Here is a 19,109-nt window from a genome sequence, read left to right on the forward strand (position 1 = left end):
TGACACAGCCAGAAGGAAATTAACATGACAAAAATTGGTACTGCCTTAACAGCGAAAGCAACGAAAGTAATGATGCTTGGGTCTGGTGAATTAGGTAAAGAAGTCGTGATTGAATTACAGCGTTTAGGCGTTGAAGTCATTGCGGTTGATCGCTATGAAAATGCGCCTGCTCAACAAGTAGCACATCGTGCTTATACGCTTTCCATGTTAGATGGTGAAGCATTAAAAGCGTTAGTGGAACAAGAAAAGCCAGATTATATTGTGCCAGAAGTAGAAGCGATAGCGACAGCAACACTAGTGGAACTTGAACAAGCGGGTTTTAATGTCATTCCGACGGCAAAAGCGACTCAATTAACCATGAATCGAGAAGGCATTCGTCGTTTGGCAGCAGAAGAACTGGGTTTACCAACATCACATTATCAATTTGTAGATAATTTTACTGATTTCAAAAATGCAGTAGAAAAAATAGGCATTCCTTGTGTAGTGAAACCAATTATGTCTTCTTCAGGTCATGGTCAAAGTATTTTAAAATCTGCTGACGACATACAGAAAGCATGGGATTATGCACAGCAAGGTGGGCGTGCTGGTGGTGGTCGTGTCATTGTTGAAGGGTTTGTAAAATTTGATTATGAAATCACATTATTAACTGTGCGCCATATTCATGGTACTTCTTTCTTGGCACCAATTGGACATATTCAGGTTGACGGTGATTATCGTGAATCTTGGCAACCACAAGCGATGTCTGATATTGCTTTAGCAAAAGCACAAGACATTGCGGAGAAAATTACGACAGCATTAGGTGGGCGTGGTATTTTTGGTGTGGAAATGTTTGTCTGTGGCGATGAAGTGATTTTCAATGAAGTTTCTCCACGCCCACATGATACGGGCATGGTGACCTTAATTTCACAAGAATTATCAGAGTTTGCGCTACATGCACGTGCTATTTTAGGTTTGCCAATCCCAGAGATTCATTTGATTAGTCCATCAGCATCTAAAGCGGTTGTGGTAGAAGGTCAATCCAATCAAGTCCAATTCGCTAATTTAGTAGAAGTACTGGCTAAACCGAATACCAATATTCGTTTATTTGGAAAAGGTGAGGTCAATGGTCATCGCCGTATGGGTGTGATTCTTGCCCGTGATAGCTCTGTAGCGCGTGCTTTAGAAAAAGTACGTAGTGCGTATGATAAGTTAGAAATTATACTTTGATAAATGGCGATATAATATCGTAAAATCGTTTAGAAACGGACCGCACTTGAGGTAAAGTGCGGTCCGTTTTTTGCTAATTTATTGAGTTAAGTAGTCTAATACGACTTGGTGATGGTTTGAGGTTTTAAATTGACTAAAGACTTGCTCAACCATGCCTTGTTCATCAATTAAAAAACTGATGCGGTGAATCCCATCGTAGGTTTTGCCTAGAAATTTCTTTTCGCCCCATACACCAAACTGTTCTGCAACTTGATGATCTTGATCTGCTAGCAAAAGAAAATTGAGTGCTTTTTTGTCAGTAAACTTTGCTAATTTTTCTGGTGAATCAGGGCTGATCCCTAAAATTACCACACCTAATTTTTCTAATTCAGTTTTACTATCACGTAAGCCACAGGCTTGTGTATTACAGCCAGGGGTCAGTGCTTTAGGGTAGAAATAAATGAGCACTTTTTTGCCCACAAATTGTTTTAGAGAAACAGACTCATTATATTGATTAAATAGCGTAAATTGTGGCGCAGGTGCACCAATTTGTAAGATTTTCATGAAAATCTCCCCGTGAGAAATAAGTTTAGATAAAAAATTTAAAAAATGACTTGCAAATTCAGGCTATTTTAGCGATCTTAAACTGCAATTTACAAGCAAACTCAACAATCAATAGAATGAATATCATTCAAAAATGATAACTATTTCAAATTAATAAATATGCTCAGGAGGCGTTATGTCAGTAAATAATTATTTATTCTCGGGTAGCATTGTTGCAATTGTGACACCAATGGACAATTCAGGTGAAATTGACTTTGTGGCGCTGAAGAAATTAGTTGGGCATCACATCGCAGCAGGCACTGATGCTATTGTTTCTGTAGGCACTACGGGCGAAGCTGCAACATTAAGTATTGATGAGAATGTGAAAACGATTTTGAAGACAGTTGAATTTGCCGATGGACGTATTCCTGTTATCGCGGGTGCGGGTGCTAATGCAACCAGTGAAGCGATTGTGATGACGAAATTATTGAATGATAGTGGTGTAGCTGGTTGCCTTTCTGTTGTGCCTTATTACAATAAACCAACGCAAGAAGGGATGTATCAACATTTTAAAGCTATTGCGGAATGTACTGATTTACCACAAATTTTGTATAACGTACCGGGACGTACTGGGAGTGATTTATTACCTGAAACAGTAGGACGTTTATCACAAATTAAGAATATTGTGGGTATCAAAGAAGCGACTGGTGATTTGACTCGTGTAGCGAAGATTAAACAGCTTGCAGGTGAAAATTTTATTTTCTTAAGTGGTGATGATGCTACTGGTCTTGAATCAATGAAATTAGGCGGACAAGGCGTGATTTCAGTGACAAATAATGTTGCAGCAGCAGAGATGGCAAAAATGTGCCATTTAGCACTGAAGGGTGAATTTGATGAAGCTGAGGTGATTAATCAGTGCTTAATGGCATTGCATAAAGATCTTTTCGTAGAGTCTAATCCTATTCCAGTTAAATGGGCAGCTTATCGTTTAGGTTTAATTGATACACCAACGTTGCGTCTGCCGTTAACTACACTAAGTGAATCCTTGCAACCTCAGGTTGAAAATGCGTTAAAAGTAGCTGGACTACTTTAATTCTCTATGCTGTTTAGGGTCTGTATTAAATAAACAGACCCTAAACTTTTTTATTTTTTCACTGTCAAAGTGCGGTGATTTTTAACAAAATTTAGCATTAAGGAAAAATTTTATGACAAAGTGGCTACTCTCTCTTGCCCTTGTTTCCACGCTGGCAGCTTGTTCAGCAAGTAATGAAAGTAAACAACAAGCTAATGATACTTATCAAAAATCAGATGAAGCGCTACCAGCATTTATGCCGTTAGCAACTGGTGGCGTGAATTTACCGAAACAAGATACGACTTATCAGCTTCCTCAAATTAAAGTGCAAAAAGCACAGAATATTGATATTCGTCCGCCTGAGAATCCATTAGCGATTATTCAAAATTCAATTGCTCAGTTTGATGGTGAGCGTGCTTTAATTGCTTATCCAGCAGATAAACAACAGGTATATAGTGTGACACAAGTACAGCGCTTATTAAAAGAACAAAGCGTAAGTTGCAAGCTAGATGGCAATAAAATTGTGACAGATTGGGCGCCAACAGGGCGTACTGATGATATTGGTAAGACTCAAATTCGTTATGAGATTGAACAAGTCAGTTCAGGTGGTTATAGCGCATTATTTGTTTCAGTATTACAGATGAAACGTGATGATGTCGTATTTACTCCAAATTTAGCAGATAAACAACGTTATAGCTCAGATCGTTTAAATCAATTAGTTGGTGAGTTAAATTCAGCCTATCATAAACAAGCCCAAGCATTAAATAACTCGAGCTTTACGCCAATTCAATCAACATTCGCTACTGATAGCAATGGACGTGAGGCTTTAATATTAGCAGCACCTTTTAATCAAGCTTGGGCAAAATTAGGTCAAGTGTTACCACAACTTGAGTTCAGTATTAAAGATGAAGTAATTGGACGAGGTTCTCGCGAATTAAAATATAGTCCTACAGGCGCGAAAAGTTGGTGGTGGCCATTTGGTAGTGCAGATACAAGCACGGGATTAGAAAAAGGCACTTATTTTATGCAATTGAGTGCGCTGGGTAAACAAAGTGCAGTGGTGATTACAGATGAGGATGGTAAAGCACTTTCTGATACACGAGCACAAGCAGTATACCAAGCATTACAGAATGTTCTCGCGAGATAATCGTGCTATGAAAAAACTCAATTTAAGCAATGAATGGTTTATTCGCTTAAGTTATATTGCATTAATGGGACTGGGTTTTCCCATTATGCGTTATATGAGTATTCACTTTGACACATTAAATAATAACGCTGTCCGCTTTTTGTCAGGGGGCAGCGTTTTCATTTTGATATGTCTGTTTAAATTTAGAGGCGAGTTTAAACAAGTCTTACAAGACTATCGGCGTTTATTTAAGTTATTGATATTAGCCTGTTTTATGACAGGGAATATGTATTTCTTTATTAATGGCATGAAACAGACATCGGCGTTATCTGGTAGTATTTTTGGTGTATTAGCAATGCCTTTATCCGTATTAATGGCGGCGGTTTTTTATCCTGATGAACGCCAAAAAGTTACTAATATAAAATTTTTGTTGGGTAGCGCGGTTCTAATCATCGGTTCACTGGTATTTGTGTTTTATGGTAAGCAAAGTGCGGTTGAAAATAACTTTATTTTAGGTGCAATATTTTTGACTACTGCTATTTTTATCCAATCAATTCAAAATTTAGTGGTCAAAAATATTGCAGGTGGGATGAATGTTATCATCATCAGTGCGTTTACAGCTTTTTTATCAGGCTTGATCTATTTGCTTTGGGCATGGCAAAGCGAGGTGATTTTTAATTTAGCTGATGTGAGTATTGGTGCTTTGGTGGGGCTGAGTTTAGCTGGCGTTTATGGCATGATGACGGGAATGCTTATGGCCTTTTTTATTGTGAAAACACAAGGGATTATCACTTTCAACATCATCCAGTTATTAGTACCACTTTCTACCGCGATAGTAGGCTATATCACTTTAGGTGAGGTGATTAATTTATATCAGGGCATTGGGGCATTATTGGTAATTTTAGGTTGTGTCTGTTGTCTAAAAATCAAAATGAAGTAAGTAATTTGTGTTAATTCACGTCTAATTAAATAGCATGAAATGTTGTTTAATCGCTTTTGAAAGGACAGTAAATCGCATTAGTAGTTTGTTTTTTTACTGTTTAATTTTACTAATCCAGAACATGTCGTTCTTTTAATATAGGGAAAGCAAATGAAAATTCAGCAAATGATTAAACAAAATCAATTGGGTTTGTTATTCCAACAAGGTTCATTTGGTTTAGAAAAAGAGAGTCAGCGTGTTTATGCTGATGGTTCCATTGTGACAAATGCACATCCTAGCCAGTTTGGTAATCGCTCATATCATCCTTATATTCAAACAGATTTTGCCGAAAGTCAGCTTGAGTTGATTACACCACCGAATAAAAAATTAGAAGATACTTATCGTTGGCTATCCGCGATTCACGAGGTTGTACAGCGTTCGCTACCTGATGATGAATACATCTTTCCGTTGAGCATGCCTGCTGGGTTACCAGCAGAACAACAGATTAAAGTAGCACAACTAGATAATTCTGAAGATGTGGCATACCGTGAATATTTAGTTAAAGTATATGGTAAGAATAAGCAGATGGTGAGCGGTCTTCATTATAATTTCCAGCTCGCGCCTGAGTTAGTTGCAACATTATTTTCTTTACAGAATACCTATCAAAGTGCGGTCGATTTTCAAAATGATTTGTATCTGAAAATGGCAAAAAACTTTTTACGCTATCAATGGGTCTTGTTGTATTTGTTGGCAGCAACGCCAACTGTCGAGGACAATTATTTTAGCGAAGAAACCGCGCCGCTTAAAGCTGGTGAATATGTACGCAGCTTACGTTCAAGTCAGTATGGCTATGTTAACGATCCTGAAATTAAAGTATCTTTTGATAGTGTGCAACAATATGTTGAAACCTTAGAGCATTGGGTCGCTACTGGAAAGCTTATTGCTGAGAAAGAATTTTATTCTAATGTCCGTTTGCGTGGTGCAAAGAAAGCCCGTGAATTATTGCAAAATGGTATTCAATATCTCGAATTTCGTTTATTCGATCTAAATCCATTTGAAGCTTATGGTATCAGCTTAGCGGATGCAAAATTTATTCACTTATTTGCTTTATTAATGATTTGGCTAGATGACACTGTAGATCAAGATGGCGTTGAATTAGGAAAAGCATGTTTGGCAGAAGTCGCTTTTGAGCATCCATTAGATAAAACGGCATATGCGGAAGAAGGTGAATTACTTTTATTAGAAATGCTTACGATGCTTGAACAAATTAGTGCGCCAATAGAATTAAGTGTGATTGTGAGAGAAAAATTGAGTCAGTTTGCTCATCCAGCACAAACGATTGGTGGACGTTTGTTCCACGCGATTGAACAAGTGGGAGGATATCAGCAATTAGGCGCACAATTGGCACAACAATATAAAGCACAAGCATTTGAACGTTTTTATGCGTTATCTGCGTTTGACAATATGGAGCTGTCAACTCAGGCTCTGCTGTTTGATTTAATTCAACAGGGCATTCAGACTGAAATTCTAGATGAAAATGATCAGTTTTTATGTTTAAGCCATGGTGAACATGTTGAATATGTCAAAAATGGCAATATGACCTCTCATGATAGCTATATTTCCCCTTTGATTATGGAAAATAAAGTGGTAACGAAGAAAGTGTTGCAAAAAGCGGGCTTTAATGTACCACAAAGCCGAGAATTTACTTCCGTTGAACAGGCTGTTGCGAATTATGCATTGTTTGAACATCGCGCTGTTGTGATTAAGCCGAAATCGACGAATTATGGTTTAGGCATTACGATTTTCCAACAAGGTGTACAAAACCGAGAAGACTTTGCTAAAGCAGTGGAAATCGCTTTTCGTGAAGATAAAGAAATTATGATTGAAGACTATTTAGTTGGCACGGAATATCGTTTCTTTGTGTTAGGTAATGAAACTTTAGCGGTATTATTACGCGTGCCAGCTAATGTCATTGGCGATGGGAAGCATACTGTAGCCGAATTAGTTGCCATGAAAAATGATCATCCACTACGCGGTGATGGCAGTCGAACGCCATTGAAGAAAATTGTTTTAGGCGAAATTGAACAATTACAACTCAAAGAGCAAGGCTTAACAATAGATTCTATTCCTGATAAAGATCGACTTGTACAGTTACGCGCCAATTCGAATGTTAGTACTGGCGGTGATTCTATTGATATGACAGATCAAATGCATGATAGCTATAAGCAACTCGCTGTTGCGATTACACAAGCAATGGGCGCGGCGGTATGTGGTGTCGATTTAATTATTCCTGATTTGAATAAACCTGCACAACCCAATTTAGCGTCTTGGGGCGTGATTGAGGCTAATTTTAATCCGATGATGATGATGCATATTTTCCCTTATGCAGGAAAATCTCGCCGTTTAACGCAACATGTGATTAAGATGCTGTTCCCAGAAATTCAATAAAAAGTGCCATAAATAGAAAAGCAGACTCTCTGTCTGCTTTTTTAGTCTGCTATTTTTTCAATCAAAGTAGTATAGTTAAATCTGATATTTTGTTTTGTCACCAATATCAAAGTGCAATGGCATTTGCCATTTTTTAATAGCTAAAATCAAAAACAAGATAGCGATAATTACTGACATCACTTGTGTAGCGAAACTGTTATTAAATGGGATAATGCACCAAAATGCGGCTACGAAAAACGGCTGAATATTGAGAAAAAGAATGCGAAAACAAAAGTATTCTTTGTAGCATAATCCTCCTAAAGTTAGAAGTGCACCACCTAAAGCTAAATGCTCAAATCCCATCGACTGGCACAATAATGCGCCCCATGTTGCCATTTGTAAAATGAGCCGAAAAGATTTCATATAAATATGTAAACTTGAAGCACAAAGTACCGCTGCAACTAAAATTCCTCTATGTGCCATTTGGGCGTGATAAGGAAAAATGAGAAGCATGATACCTGCTAAAACAAAGCCTAAACGATATAAAATAACGGTGAGATAATCCCAAAAGTCCATAGGGGATTGAATTTGCGGATCTGCCATATTTTATTCATTTCCAGTTAAAAATTGAATTTGTCCTTGTTCATTCACCACCAAAATTGAGGCTGTTTCTCCCCAATCACCTAACACAATACGTGTAAAGTGCGGTGGGATTTGGTGGATATTTTGCCGATGAGTATGACCATGAATCATTTTTTTGACAGCAAATTGTTTAAAAGTTTGTAATACAAAATCAGGATTGACATCCATAATTTCAGTAGATTTATGTTGTTTATCTGCTTGGCTTTTAGCTCGGATTTTCTCAGCAATTGTCAACCGCACTTTGAGTGGTAAACATAAAAATAACCACTGACACCATTTTTGATGTACTTTTTTACGGTAACGTTGATAAGTTACATCATCAATACAAAGTGTATCACCATGACAAAGCAAGATTTTTTCACCATATAAATCAATGAGTTGATAGGTTGGTAAAAGTGTTAAATCACAGTCTTGCGCAAATTGTCGACCGATTAAAAAATCTCGGTTGCCATGTTGAAAATAACATTTCACACCTTGTTGGCTTAAGCATTTAATTTCGGCTTTCACTTCTTCAATTAGAGGCGAGCTTTCGTCATCACCAATCCAAAAATCAAACAGATCGCCTAAAATGTAAAGAGATTCTGCTTGTGGCGCTTGATTTCGCATAAAATCGCAGAAAAGCTTGGTTAAGTGCGGTCTGTTTTCGCTAAGATGTAAGTCGGCAATAAAATAGGTTTTTCTCATTGGTTTTCTACATAATTTTTTGTGTAGAGTAGCACATTTTTTATGTTGATTTGTACACATATTCCAGCAATTTCGCTATACTGAGCCAAATTTTTAAAGGAATAGACTTATGTTGAAATTACTCCGTACGATTGTGATCGTTTTTTGTTGTATTTTAATTTGTGTGTTTGGTTCAATTTACTCTTTTATCCGCTTTAAAAACCCAAGTAATGTCGGTATTATGACGCGTTGGTTTGGGCGTCTTCATCCATTGTTCGGCTTAAAAGTTGAACATCGCTTTCCAAACAATGCAGATAAAGTCGGACGCTGTATTTATATTGGAAATCACCAAAACAATTATGACATGGTGACGATTTCTTATATGGTGATGCCTCGTACGGTAAGTGTGGGGAAAAAAAGTTTAATCTGGATACCTTTTTTTGGCATATTGTATTGGGTTACTGGCAATATTTTAATTGATCGTGAAAATCGAACGAAAGCCCATGGCACCATGAATGAAGTAGCACGTCGAATTAATGACGATAATTTGTCTGTTTGGATGTTCCCTGAGGGTACGCGTAGTCGTGGACGTGGATTATTACCTTTTAAAACAGGGGCATTTTATGCCGCGATTGCTGCTGGTGTGCCGATTGTGCCAGTAGTTTGTTCAACAACACATCATAAAATTGACTTAAATCGTTGGGATAATGGCAAAGTGATTTGTGAAATGTTAGAACCCATTGATATCTCTGGTTATGATAAAGACAATGTGCGTGAACTGGCGGCTTATTGTCATCAATTAATGGCAAAACGTATTGCAGAGCTTGACGCTGAAATTGCCCAACAGAGCTAAGTTATTATGCCAACACTTTCTCGCCGTCAGTTTTTTAAAAACAGTTTAATTGCGACCGCACTTTCTACTTTGCCGACACCTCTTTGGGCAGCAAATCGCCAGCCTTTACGTATCCCACCTTTAATGGAAACACGGCGAGGGCGCCCTATTTTTTTGACGATGCAAGCCGTAGATCATGCTTTGGAAACAGGTAAAAATGTTGAAGCTTGGGGATTCAATGGGCAATATTTGGGACCCACAGTTAAAATTCGCCGAGGCGATTTTGCGAAAGTCAATTATCGTAATAATTTGTCACAAGCTGTTGCCCTCAATATTCAAGGCATACAGGCTTCGGGCGAATTACTAGGTGGTGTAGGGCGTGTTTTACAACCTAAACAAACATGGTCACCAATTATTCCTATTACTCAATCTGCTGCAACTTGCTGGTATCATTCAGTCACCTTAGCCAATTCTGCTTACCAAACTTATCGCGGTTTAGTTGGGATGTGGATTATTGAAGATAACGAAAGCCGTCAGCCGCAGTTACCGCAAAAGTATGGGGTGAATGATATTCCATTAATTTTGCAAGATATGCGTTTGAATAGCAGTGGTTTACAGTTATTTCAACAAAATGAGAACACTTTTTTAGGTAATCGCTTATTTGTAAATGGGCAAGAGGCACCTTATTTAACGGTTCCACGTGGCTGGGTACGTTTACGTTTAGTTAATGCCTCGCTGTCACGTAGTTATGAATTACGTTGTGACGATGAACGAGACATGCATTTAATCGCACAGGATCAAGGTTTCTTACCGCAAGCTAAACGACTAAAATCAATTTTGCTGGCACCAAGTGAACGTATTGAATTATTAATTGATTTGAATGAGGGTGAGAATGTGAGTTTAATTGCTGGTGAAAAGCGTAATTTTATGCATAAATTCACCGCACTTTTTACCAGTGATGATGAACTGATCGACAATATTATATTAGAACTACGTCCCGAAGGATTAGCCTCTGTATTCTCTAATCAGGCAGTGCTACAGTTTAATACTGATGCGGTTACGCATCTATCTGCTCAAATTGCTCAAGAACGCCAGTTCCATTTTGATGTAAACACGGGTATGGTCAATAATAAACATTTTGATCCAAGACGTGTTACAACAGCTAAATTAGGCACGACAGAACGCTGGACTTTAACGGCTTCTAGCCCAATGGGTTTTCGAATTCAGGGGGCTAAATTTGTGTTAGAAAAGCTTGATGATAACCCATTAGAATTAAATGAAATCGCGTGGAAAGACAGTATTTGGATTACAGGTAAAGTACAAATCTTAGTTAAGTTTGACAATGTCTCTTCAAACAACCATCCATTTATTTTTGGTTCTTCTAATTTAATGTTAGCAGATAAAGGCTGTATTCGATTATTAGTAGTCCAGTAGATTTTATAGAAAAGAAAACCGTTTTAAATTTGATTAAAACGGTTTTCTTATTTTGAGTATAGTTTAATCTAATCTTGTAAAGGACCACTGTTAAACATTGGTAGCCCCATGACTTTTAAACTATCTCGATAAATACCGAGTAAATCTTTAGTTGATATTTTTTGTAGTTCTTCCAACGGTTTATCTAACGAAGCAACCGTTGTTATTGTTAGCTGTTGAGGACCTGATTCCCATAAAGCAATTTCAAATAATGCTTGCCCACGACGCACATGGCTACCTGAACTAATGAGTACTGCTTGTTTAATGTTATGTTTCGCTAAAGCATAGCGAGAGAATAAGGCATTTTCAACGGTCGATCTCGCATAGTCATCGGCGTAAATTCGGTTTGGACTAATCCCTTTGTCAATGAGCCATTGTTTCATTAACTTTCCTTCGGTTTGATTATTTTTTGGTACCCCACCAGTGACAATAATTAACGCATGAGGATTTTGCTTTGCAATTTCTAATGTTTTTTCAAGACGTTCAACTAGAATTTTATTCATACTACCATCTAATTCAAGCGCATAGCCTAAAGTAATAATCGCTGAATTTTCAGGCAGTTTATCTTTTAAATGATCAGTAATGGGTGCCGTTGCAACTTTATCAATTGTCTTAAATACTTTTTCTAATAAAGCATATTTTTCGGGCGCAATGTGTTTAAGTTTACTCGCATAAGTGGAATATTTTTCTTGATTTCCCTTAAAGCGATTCCAGGAGGTTAAATAAATATGTGCTTTGACATCTTCTGGTGCAACAGTTAAAACTTTTTCATATAACTCAATTGCTTTATCAACATTACCATTATAAATATTTGAATTTGCTGCACCAAATAAGAAATCTACTCGATAAGGTTCTAACTCATAAGCTTGCAATAATAGATCGGCAATACGTTCCATATTGCTTGGTAGTTTTGCAGTAAAGCCTGCATTAGAGACGCGAGCTGGTGAGTTTTGAATGAGCACGGCTTGTTCCAACAGTTCGTCTACAACTTGGCGTTGAGTTAGAAGTTGCTGATAATTCAGTTGTGGCTGCAGCGTTTGCACTTCAGTTGCACTTATCGCAGCATTTGCGATGAAAGCAGATAGTGTTGTAACTAAGAAAAGCTTAAATGGTTTTTTCATAACTTGCTCCTAATTGAGTTGAGGTAATCAGAGATATCACTTTAAATAAAAAATAGAATAAAGATGACACATTGAAATAAGGTGTTATTCACTCTCTTTTTATTTTGTTAATAAACTTTCATAAACGTTTAGGCTGACAACTGATTTATGGCATTTCATTGTATTTTCCCCTACAAACGAGTTACTGCCTTCTTATCAATGAATTGGCGACCCAATACTTTTCAAACTCTGGTGATAATAACTTGATAAATACTATTTATCAGATTTAGTTGTTTAAGACGCTTTCTTTAAAAATAAACGTAACACAATCATCGCATACATCATGCTTGGTAAAGCAAACATAGCCGCGTAAAACAACATCGCTAAACTTTGTTCCCATAAGGAAAGTACTTGTGCTTCTTGTAAAGGATCATGTGCGATTAAAAAAGAAAGTGTTACTAATGTATAAAAGAAACTAATTACACCAGAAAAAAAGGCAATTTGAACAAGATTACGTTGGTGGTATTGATAACCTATACAAACGAGAGAAAATAAAAATGCAGGAATAGTCGTTAATAGAAAAACATAACTTAGATTATCAAGATCGAACGCATCAAAAAATAGCAAAAATAAAGAAAAAATGCACTGTGTTAAGAGTGGAAAAATAATAAGTGTTTTCTTATTCGCCATTGCTACTATTCCTATTTGTTCATATTGCAGCGTTACTAATATAAGCTAGGAACGCCACAATAGTTGATTTTAACGCTTGGATTTCTTAATAAATTTCATCAAACGTTTACGCTTACGTAACTGATTTGGCGTGAGCTTATTACGTTTACCTGCAAATGGGTTGTTACCTTCTTGGAATAATAAACGAATTGGCGACCCAATAATTTTCAAACTGCGGCGATAATAGTTTGATAAATAACGTTTATAAGAATCAGGCAATTTATCCATTTGATTACCATGTACGACGATAATTGGCGGGTTATAACCACCTGGATGCGCATATTTTAATTTAATTCGACGACCACTCATCATCGGTGGTTGATGCTCGTCAGTTGCCATTTGTAAGATACGTGTCAACATAGAAGTTGTCATTTTCTGTGTTGCACAAGTATAAGCTTCTTGGATCGAATCGAATAGATTGCCTACTCCGCTGCCATGTAACGCAGAAATAAAATGAACACGCGCAAAATCAATAAAGTCTAAACGACGATCAAGTTCAGATTTCACTTGATCTTTAATATCTTGATTTAAGCCATCCCATTTATTGACTACGATAACTAATGAGCGACCCGCATTTAAAATAAAGCCAAGTAAAGAGAGATCCTGATCTGAAACACCTTCACGTGCATCAATCGTTAATAACACGACATTCGCATCCTGAATTGCTTGTAACGTTTTGATTACCGAGAATTTTTCTACTGTCAAATGAACCTTACCACGCTTACGTACGCCTGCCGTATCAATAATCGTATATTGTTGCCCATCACGTTCCATCGGGATATAAATACTGTCTCTTGTTGTTCCTGGTAAGTCGTACACCACAACACGATCTTCGCCTAAAATACGATTAGTTAGGGTCGATTTACCTACGTTTGGGCGTCCAACGATAGCAATCTTAATATTTTTGTCTTGCTCTTCGACATCTTCTGCAAGTGCATCATCTAATAGTGCTGTATCTTCTTCATTAGTGAAATCGAAATCTTGCTCCCATTCATCCTGCTCATCATCTTGCGAAATTTCTGAATTTTCGACCGCACTTTGCTTGTCATCATTTGCATTCATTCGTTCTGCAATTGGTGCAAGTACTTGTTCCATCAAGGCTGAAACACCACGCCCTTGCGAAGCTGCAATTTGTTCTACTTCGCCTAGACCTAATTGATAAAACTCGGCACAATGGGAATCCGCATCAATACCATCTGTTTTATTCGCGACGACAACTGTGATTTTATGTTGGCGTTGACGTAAGTAGTTGGCGATACCAATATCGGCTGAAGTTAAGCCTGCTCGTGCATCCACTAAAAATAACACGACATCGGCTTCTTCGATGGCAAGCAATGATTGCTCCGCCATTTTTTCTTCCACACCTTCTTCTGTGCCATCAATTCCACCAGTATCAATAACAATAAAATCATAACCAGCAATATTCGCCTGACCATATTTACGATCACGAGTTAAGCCTGGAAAATCAGCCACTAATGCATCACGTGTGCGTGTTAAACGATTAAATAATGTTGATTTCCCGACATTAGGACGACCAACAAGGGCAACTACAGGCGTTGTCATAAAAACCTCTTATTCAGAATTTCTGCCTATGGATTCATAGCACAGTTAAAAATCAAACTATTATAGCGGATTCTGTGAAAGATGAGAAATGGACAAGTAATGAAAATAAAAATTATTTTTTATTAATTTATCAAGCGTGTTTATAATTTTCTATGAATCACAAAGGTAAAAAATAATGGCTATATAAATAATATCTGTTTTTAAAATTTTATTTTTAAATAATTAAAATGTGATATTGGTCATGGTTTTTGATTCGACTATATTGACATTTTTTCTTTTAGTATTAATGTTTCTATAATAAGTTTTTTGATATGGTTGATTTACTGTTTTACTTATTTAATCATACCAAATGATTAACTAAGGATAGTTTTGCTATGTTTAATTTTAAAGTGGTAAATTTCTTTTGTGTTCTTATTCTATTTTATTACTTGTTTTGGGGGATGAGTTGGAATGAATATAGTTATTTTAATCAATTGGTGAGTAAAAATTCAAAACCATTTTTTATTAGCCAAGCGGAGTTTGTCAAAAAGAATAAAGATGGATATTGCTGGAGAGATAGAAAGTATTATTCATTAGATGAACTAAAAGATAAGGCAATGGTTCAATTAAGTTCTATATTACTTTATGAAATATATAGCGCTAGAAATGAAAAATTGGTAAAAGATGGTGGCGAAATTGAGAAAGAATCTGCATATTTTTGTAAGAAAAATAAAGAAGTATGTAGCCTTTGGTTTGTAGCTGGAGATTATACCAATGAAAAATTGAAGAAATATTTATTAAATCACTTTCCTTTATCTCCAATAAATAAAGAAGTCTTAGAAGCGTTTTATGCTAATGAAGTTATTACTCCAGAGTATTTAGAAGATTATATAAGTAATGGTAATCAATATGCATTATTTGGAAATAGTTTCTTAAATAATTATATGCTAGGCTCAGATTGTTGTGCTGTCATAAAAGATAAGCCTCCAGAATTTAAAAATTACAGACTTATTACTGGAGAGAGTAATTTTTCAAAGAGAGGAAATATTCCTGAGAAAGTTGATATCAAAGCTTATGGTATAGGAATATATTATTTTTATTTAGATTATTTTTATTATTTCGTATCAGAATCTTTTGAGGGAGGGAAGCATCATTATGTTAGAGAATTTAATGATATAAAAGATGTTTATTTTTTAAGTAATTGTGGCGATATTTTATTTAAGCCATATTATTCAAATTGATTTTAGTATGTGTTTTTTAATTTCTGTTTTTATAATTGTAAATAATTTATTTTTACCATAAGGTTTGATTTTAAAAATAGTGAGGTGTTGTTATGGTTAAAATTATTAATAAAAGATATTTTTTTATTATTTCTTTGTTATTTGTTTGGATTTTTTATTATTTAAACTCAAGACATAAGCTAGAACGAGAAGATACGCCTATGTATTCCATTGATTTATCAAAAAAATTTACAAAGGTTATTGATTATCAAACAAAAGTGTATATTAAACATTATAAGTGTTTTGTATTATTATTTGAACTTAATAGTTTTGAAGAGAAGTTAGGTATTTTTCCTGTGGTTTTTAATCCTAAATATAATCCCTACACATTAACTGATGAACAGTTTTATTCTTCTTTAATTATTGGAAAACCTCACTTTTTATTGAATCTGTATAAAGATGGAGAATTAATTTTAAAAAAAGAGATATATATCACAGCTAGTGAATCATCTTTCGGCGAAATTGTGGATGGCAAGAGAATAAGTTTAGGTCAAGTTTATGGACATTTTAAACCAAGGACATCTGCTTGTTATGATTTTATGGAAAATTCACATTATACAATAGAATTAATTAATGACACACCATTGCCACAATATCAAGGTGTTGAAACATTCTTTAGTATTAGACATATATACAATAAATAATCTTGAAAACGAGGGAGACAAAGTATGTCAGAAAATAAATATACTATAACTTTTAAAATGTTATAAGAAGCCATAAGTATATCAATCATAAAAGAGAAATTTGAAAGACTAACTATGGGTTGACTTACAAATAAGCTTGGATAAATGAAAGCAAGTAAGATATTTATTCAGCCCATTAAAACTACACTAGATGAGAGTTTAAGAGAGCAGTAATAAAGTGTGAAAAGTTAAAATTTTGAATGAGATCACAAACTCAAGAGAATAATTTTTTTCTGTTATTATATGGTATTAAATTAATTATTTTTTATAGTAATAAATTATGATCGATTTTTTAAAGAAATATTATGGTCAAGTGTTATTGTTATTAATCCCAATCCTATTGGGATATTCTATTTATCTTTATTTTTATTTTACTAGGTTTATCTATAAAGAAGATAGAAAAGATTTCCGTTATTACCCGATTTCTTTAACAAATGAATGGATTAAGGTGATTGAGTACGATACTAAACCTAAAGTGAAGCATAAAAAATGTTTTCTTATTGCATTTAATCATCTCCAGTTAATGGATAATTTGAAAAAGGAATTTGGTGAAAATTATTATAGTGATTTTTATTCTCCAAAATATTCTGCTTATCGAGTTACTAAATTAAGTGAAAGTGTATTTTATCAAGAAGCTAAAGAAAAACCTAAGTTATTATTAAAAATCTATAAAGATGAGATATTAATAGAAACGAAAGATATTTATTTTTCTTACTTCTTTTCCTTTAGTAGTCTTGAAATTAATGGTGGGGGAATATCTATAGCAGAAATTTTGGGACATTGGACACTTGAGTCTGCAGCTTGTTATGATTTTTCTGAAAATACACATTATAGATTAGAAATAATAAATCAGAGTATTTTGCCAGAATACCAAGATGTGGAAACATTTTTAGTTATTAGACCAGTAGCACATAAAGTTTAGATAAATAATTTTTATTTATCTCTGTTTTTTATGTGTATAAGAGTTCAAAATATTGTTTTTTTTTGGTTTAATAATGTTTCTTATTTAAAGGGATTGTTATGATGGATGTGGTTATATAAAAATTTAATATTCTATAACTTCTTAAGATATTTTTATATAAATTATAATTTATATTTAGTACTATTTTTGTAGATGGTTAAGAGAAGAATATTTATTTTTTAAGTAAATTGCTAGGAAGTAAAAGTAAGATTTTTAATGATTGTATTAATTACTAATTAATATAAAATAACTCAATTAACACATCTTTTTTAGCTGATTTTTATAATGTTGTATTTATGAATAATAAATATAAAGATGTGTTTTATTGAGAGATTTTTTATGAGATTGTGGCTTTTATAAAAATATTAAGGAGTAATAATGTTTTCTTTTATAAAGAAATATTCTTATTTTATTTCACTGGTTTCTATTCTAATAATACTATTTGGTGCTTATTATACTTACCACTATTTTACTAAAGTGCGTTACTGGCCTGATTTAAGACAACGCCTTTGGCAAAGCGTCGATTTAAGTAAAGAAGGTCAAACTGTATTTGAGTTTAAAACATATAAATATGTACAGCGTAAAAAATGCTTTTTCTTAGGCTTTAGAGAAAGTGATTTCTTAAATAAAGTGGGGGATATCCATGCTTTTTATCCTCACTATAACCCATATCGTTTAACAGAAGAAGAATTTAAGAAGTTAACAAAAAGTAAGCCACATTTTATTCTCAATATTTATGAAAATGGACATTTAGTGGCAGAGAAAAAAGAGATTTTTATGCTCGTCCTTGAATATGTGGGAGGAGAACATGTCTTAGAACAAGAAGTCAGTATGAACGTAGTTGGAGGATATTCATGGCCTTTATCTAATAGTTGTTATGATTTTAAAGAAAATTCTTTTTACCATATTGAAATAACTAATAATATGGTTTTTCCTGAGTATAAAGATATTGATACTTATTTAGGTATTGTTTCAGAACTAACCACAAAATAATGTTAAGGGGAATAATATGTCTAATAATAAATATAAGTAACATTTAAAGTAGCCAAAATGGAAAATGATTATATTAGCCCGATTGTTGGAGAAGCTGAAAAATCATCAGTATTCACTTATTTTGTGATTGGCGTAAGCATCTGTTCTATCAAAGTGTAAAAATGATGTCTTTGTGATGTAGCAATTGTCCTGTTGTGCCTAATTTAACTGATAAAACTAGGCAAAATGGGAATTAGCATTAACATGAGCAAAAGTTGAACCTGAGAAATCATCAACTAATGAATCAGGTGTATAGTTGATTAAATCATATTGATTTCTCTATATTAATAAAGTGATTTACAAGAGTAACTACAAGCGTTGTCATAAAAACTTCTTATTCATTATGTTAATACATACTAGCTTTTTAATATATTTTTATAAGAAGTATAATGTGCTAGTATGGATGGTTATTATAGTGATGTTAATGTATTTACATTAAAGTTAACTATTATAATTTTTTATTTTTATTATAACGATTAAAATTTAATATTTTTGATTTTTTTAAATCTTTATAGAGTGATTAAATAGTTTTTTAGAGGGACGCATGTATGGGGGTATGTGCTTTGGGTTTTTTTATTTTAATTTGTTAATTTTATTGTTTTTGTAGGTGATGGTATGATTAGGATTTTCAACAAAAAAATATATTTTATTATGATTTTATTTATTTTTATATTTTATTATTATCCTTCTTTTTATTTAAATTCAAGGCATAAGCCAGATCGAGAAGATACACCTCTGTATTCCATTGATTTATCAAAAAAATTTACAAAGGTTATTGATTATCAAACAAAAAAGCATATTAAACATTATAAGTGTTTTGTATTATTATTTGAACTTAATAGTTTTAAAGAGAAGTTAGGTATTTTTCCTGTAGTTTTTAATCCTAAATATAATCCCTAC

Annotated in this window: 18 protein-coding genes; 12 read left to right on the forward strand and 6 right to left on the reverse strand. The window is 34.3% G+C overall.

What is annotated here, in order from left to right; all coding sequences use genetic code 11:
* Nucleotides 1–24: 24 nt before the first annotated feature.
* Entirely contained in the window at nt 25–1,206 is a 1,182-nt protein-coding gene (purT, locus tag ACFSAV_RS02930) for a formate-dependent phosphoribosylglycinamide formyltransferase (RefSeq protein WP_379095975.1), read from the forward strand.
* A 78-nt stretch (nt 1,207–1,284) separates the two neighbouring features.
* On the opposite strand, the gene bcp is transcribed toward purT, so the two are convergent.
* Nucleotides 1,285–1,749, reverse strand: coding sequence for a thioredoxin-dependent thiol peroxidase (bcp, locus tag ACFSAV_RS02935; RefSeq protein ID WP_379095978.1), 465 nt, complete (start codon nt 1,747–1,749; stop codon nt 1,285–1,287).
* A gap of 175 nt (nt 1,750–1,924) precedes the next feature.
* On the opposite strand from bcp, the gene dapA reads away from it, so the two are divergent.
* The 4 genes from dapA to gshAB all read left to right on the forward strand — a co-directional run bounded on the left by dapA (nt 1,925) and on the right by gshAB (nt 7,293).
* Nucleotides 1,925–2,821: a 4-hydroxy-tetrahydrodipicolinate synthase gene (dapA, locus tag ACFSAV_RS02940; RefSeq protein ID WP_379095982.1), complete on the forward strand. Its 897-nt coding sequence runs from the start codon at nt 1,925–1,927 to the stop codon at nt 2,819–2,821.
* 112 nt (nt 2,822–2,933) lie between these two features.
* On the forward strand, nt 2,934–3,947 hold the full coding sequence (gene bamC, locus ACFSAV_RS02945; RefSeq protein ID WP_379095985.1) for an outer membrane protein assembly factor BamC: 1,014 nt from the start codon (nt 2,934–2,936) through the stop codon (nt 3,945–3,947).
* A gap of 7 nt (nt 3,948–3,954) precedes the next feature.
* The gene (locus tag ACFSAV_RS02950; protein ID WP_379095988.1) at nt 3,955–4,866 is read left to right on the forward strand and encodes a DMT family transporter; all 912 of its coding nucleotides are present in this window, start codon (nt 3,955–3,957) and stop codon (nt 4,864–4,866) included.
* A 150-nt stretch (nt 4,867–5,016) separates the two neighbouring features.
* Complete coding sequence (gshAB, locus tag ACFSAV_RS02955; RefSeq protein WP_379095991.1) at nt 5,017–7,293, forward strand: bifunctional glutamate--cysteine ligase GshA/glutathione synthetase GshB; 2,277 nt, start codon at nt 5,017–5,019, stop codon at nt 7,291–7,293.
* A 75-nt stretch (nt 7,294–7,368) separates the two neighbouring features.
* Here the strand turns inward: gshAB and ACFSAV_RS02960 are convergent, their stop codons facing one another.
* Together ACFSAV_RS02960 and lpxH are read right to left on the reverse strand one after the other, a co-directional pair.
* Nucleotides 7,369–7,875 carry a DUF2301 domain-containing membrane protein gene (locus ACFSAV_RS02960; protein WP_101774584.1) on the reverse strand — a complete coding sequence of 169 codons (507 nt, stop codon included), beginning with the start codon at nt 7,873–7,875 and terminating at the stop codon, nt 7,369–7,371.
* A gap of 3 nt (nt 7,876–7,878) precedes the next feature.
* A complete protein-coding gene (lpxH, locus tag ACFSAV_RS02965; RefSeq protein WP_379095995.1) occupies nt 7,879–8,598 on the reverse strand; it encodes a UDP-2,3-diacylglucosamine diphosphatase in 720 nt (239 codons plus the stop codon).
* Between the two features lie 109 nt (nt 8,599–8,707).
* On the opposite strand from lpxH, the gene ACFSAV_RS02970 reads away from it, so the two are divergent.
* Together ACFSAV_RS02970 and ACFSAV_RS02975 are read left to right on the forward strand one after the other, a co-directional pair.
* Nucleotides 8,708–9,430: a 1-acylglycerol-3-phosphate O-acyltransferase gene (locus ACFSAV_RS02970; RefSeq protein ID WP_379095998.1), complete on the forward strand. Its 723-nt coding sequence runs from the start codon at nt 8,708–8,710 to the stop codon at nt 9,428–9,430.
* Between the two features lie 6 nt (nt 9,431–9,436).
* Complete coding sequence (locus ACFSAV_RS02975) at nt 9,437–10,843, forward strand: multicopper oxidase domain-containing protein (protein WP_379096001.1); 1,407 nt, start codon at nt 9,437–9,439, stop codon at nt 10,841–10,843.
* Between the two features lie 68 nt (nt 10,844–10,911).
* Here ACFSAV_RS02975 and ACFSAV_RS02980 read toward each other — a convergent pair whose 3' ends face one another.
* The 3 genes from ACFSAV_RS02980 to der form a co-directional block, all read right to left on the reverse strand.
* On the reverse strand, nt 10,912–12,003 hold the full coding sequence (locus tag ACFSAV_RS02980; RefSeq protein WP_379096004.1) for an ElyC/SanA/YdcF family protein: 1,092 nt from the start codon (nt 12,001–12,003) through the stop codon (nt 10,912–10,914).
* A 273-nt stretch (nt 12,004–12,276) separates the two neighbouring features.
* Entirely contained in the window at nt 12,277–12,672 is a 396-nt protein-coding gene (locus ACFSAV_RS02985; RefSeq protein ID WP_379096007.1) for a hypothetical protein, read from the reverse strand.
* Between the two features lie 69 nt (nt 12,673–12,741).
* The gene (gene der, locus ACFSAV_RS02990) at nt 12,742–14,274 is read right to left on the reverse strand and encodes a ribosome biogenesis GTPase Der (protein WP_379096010.1); all 1,533 of its coding nucleotides are present in this window, start codon (nt 14,272–14,274) and stop codon (nt 12,742–12,744) included.
* Between the two features lie 374 nt (nt 14,275–14,648).
* Between der and ACFSAV_RS02995 the strand changes: the two genes are divergently transcribed.
* The 5 genes from ACFSAV_RS02995 to ACFSAV_RS03015 form a co-directional block, all read left to right on the forward strand.
* Complete coding sequence (locus ACFSAV_RS02995; RefSeq protein WP_379096013.1) at nt 14,649–15,494, forward strand: hypothetical protein; 846 nt, start codon at nt 14,649–14,651, stop codon at nt 15,492–15,494.
* Between the two features lie 92 nt (nt 15,495–15,586).
* Nucleotides 15,587–16,177 (forward strand): hypothetical protein, encoded by a 591-nt coding sequence (locus ACFSAV_RS03000; protein WP_379096016.1) that lies wholly within the window; start codon nt 15,587–15,589, stop codon nt 16,175–16,177.
* Between the two features lie 319 nt (nt 16,178–16,496).
* Nucleotides 16,497–17,138 (forward strand): hypothetical protein, encoded by a 642-nt coding sequence (locus ACFSAV_RS03005; RefSeq protein ID WP_379096019.1) that lies wholly within the window; start codon nt 16,497–16,499, stop codon nt 17,136–17,138.
* Nucleotides 17,139–17,555: 417 nt separating this feature from the next.
* Nucleotides 17,556–18,170, forward strand: a complete 615-nt coding sequence (locus ACFSAV_RS03010) for a hypothetical protein (protein WP_379096022.1) — start codon at nt 17,556–17,558, stop codon at nt 18,168–18,170.
* A 654-nt stretch (nt 18,171–18,824) separates the two neighbouring features.
* Nucleotides 18,825–19,109: hypothetical protein (locus tag ACFSAV_RS03015; protein ID WP_379096025.1), on the forward strand; the 285-nt coding region annotated here is incomplete at its 3' end.

Origin of the sequence: Pasteurella oralis (assembly GCF_042681465.1) — a bacterium.
GTDB lineage: Bacteria > Pseudomonadota > Gammaproteobacteria > Enterobacterales > Pasteurellaceae > Pasteurella > Pasteurella oralis.

Coding starts and splice junctions, on each gene's coding strand:
- purT (WP_379095975.1), top strand. CDS start 25: ATGACAAAAATTGGTACTGCCTTAACAGCGAAAGCAACGAAAGTAATG.
- bcp (WP_379095978.1), bottom strand. CDS start 1,749: ATGAAAATCTTACAAATTGGTGCACCTGCGCCACAATTTACGCTATTT.
- dapA (WP_379095982.1), top strand. CDS start 1,925: ATGTCAGTAAATAATTATTTATTCTCGGGTAGCATTGTTGCAATTGTG.
- bamC (WP_379095985.1), top strand. CDS start 2,934: ATGACAAAGTGGCTACTCTCTCTTGCCCTTGTTTCCACGCTGGCAGCT.
- ACFSAV_RS02950 (WP_379095988.1), top strand. CDS start 3,955: ATGAAAAAACTCAATTTAAGCAATGAATGGTTTATTCGCTTAAGTTAT.
- gshAB (WP_379095991.1), top strand. CDS start 5,017: ATGAAAATTCAGCAAATGATTAAACAAAATCAATTGGGTTTGTTATTC.
- ACFSAV_RS02960 (WP_101774584.1), bottom strand. CDS start 7,875: ATGGCAGATCCGCAAATTCAATCCCCTATGGACTTTTGGGATTATCTC.
- lpxH (WP_379095995.1), bottom strand. CDS start 8,598: ATGAGAAAAACCTATTTTATTGCCGACTTACATCTTAGCGAAAACAGA.
- ACFSAV_RS02970 (WP_379095998.1), top strand. CDS start 8,708: ATGTTGAAATTACTCCGTACGATTGTGATCGTTTTTTGTTGTATTTTA.
- ACFSAV_RS02975 (WP_379096001.1), top strand. CDS start 9,437: ATGCCAACACTTTCTCGCCGTCAGTTTTTTAAAAACAGTTTAATTGCG.
- ACFSAV_RS02980 (WP_379096004.1), bottom strand. CDS start 12,003: ATGAAAAAACCATTTAAGCTTTTCTTAGTTACAACACTATCTGCTTTC.
- ACFSAV_RS02985 (WP_379096007.1), bottom strand. CDS start 12,672: ATGGCGAATAAGAAAACACTTATTATTTTTCCACTCTTAACACAGTGC.
- der (WP_379096010.1), bottom strand. CDS start 14,274: ATGACAACGCCTGTAGTTGCCCTTGTTGGTCGTCCTAATGTCGGGAAA.
- ACFSAV_RS02995 (WP_379096013.1), top strand. CDS start 14,649: ATGTTTAATTTTAAAGTGGTAAATTTCTTTTGTGTTCTTATTCTATTT.
- ACFSAV_RS03000 (WP_379096016.1), top strand. CDS start 15,587: ATGGTTAAAATTATTAATAAAAGATATTTTTTTATTATTTCTTTGTTA.
- ACFSAV_RS03005 (WP_379096019.1), top strand. CDS start 16,497: ATGATCGATTTTTTAAAGAAATATTATGGTCAAGTGTTATTGTTATTA.
- ACFSAV_RS03010 (WP_379096022.1), top strand. CDS start 17,556: ATGTTTTCTTTTATAAAGAAATATTCTTATTTTATTTCACTGGTTTCT.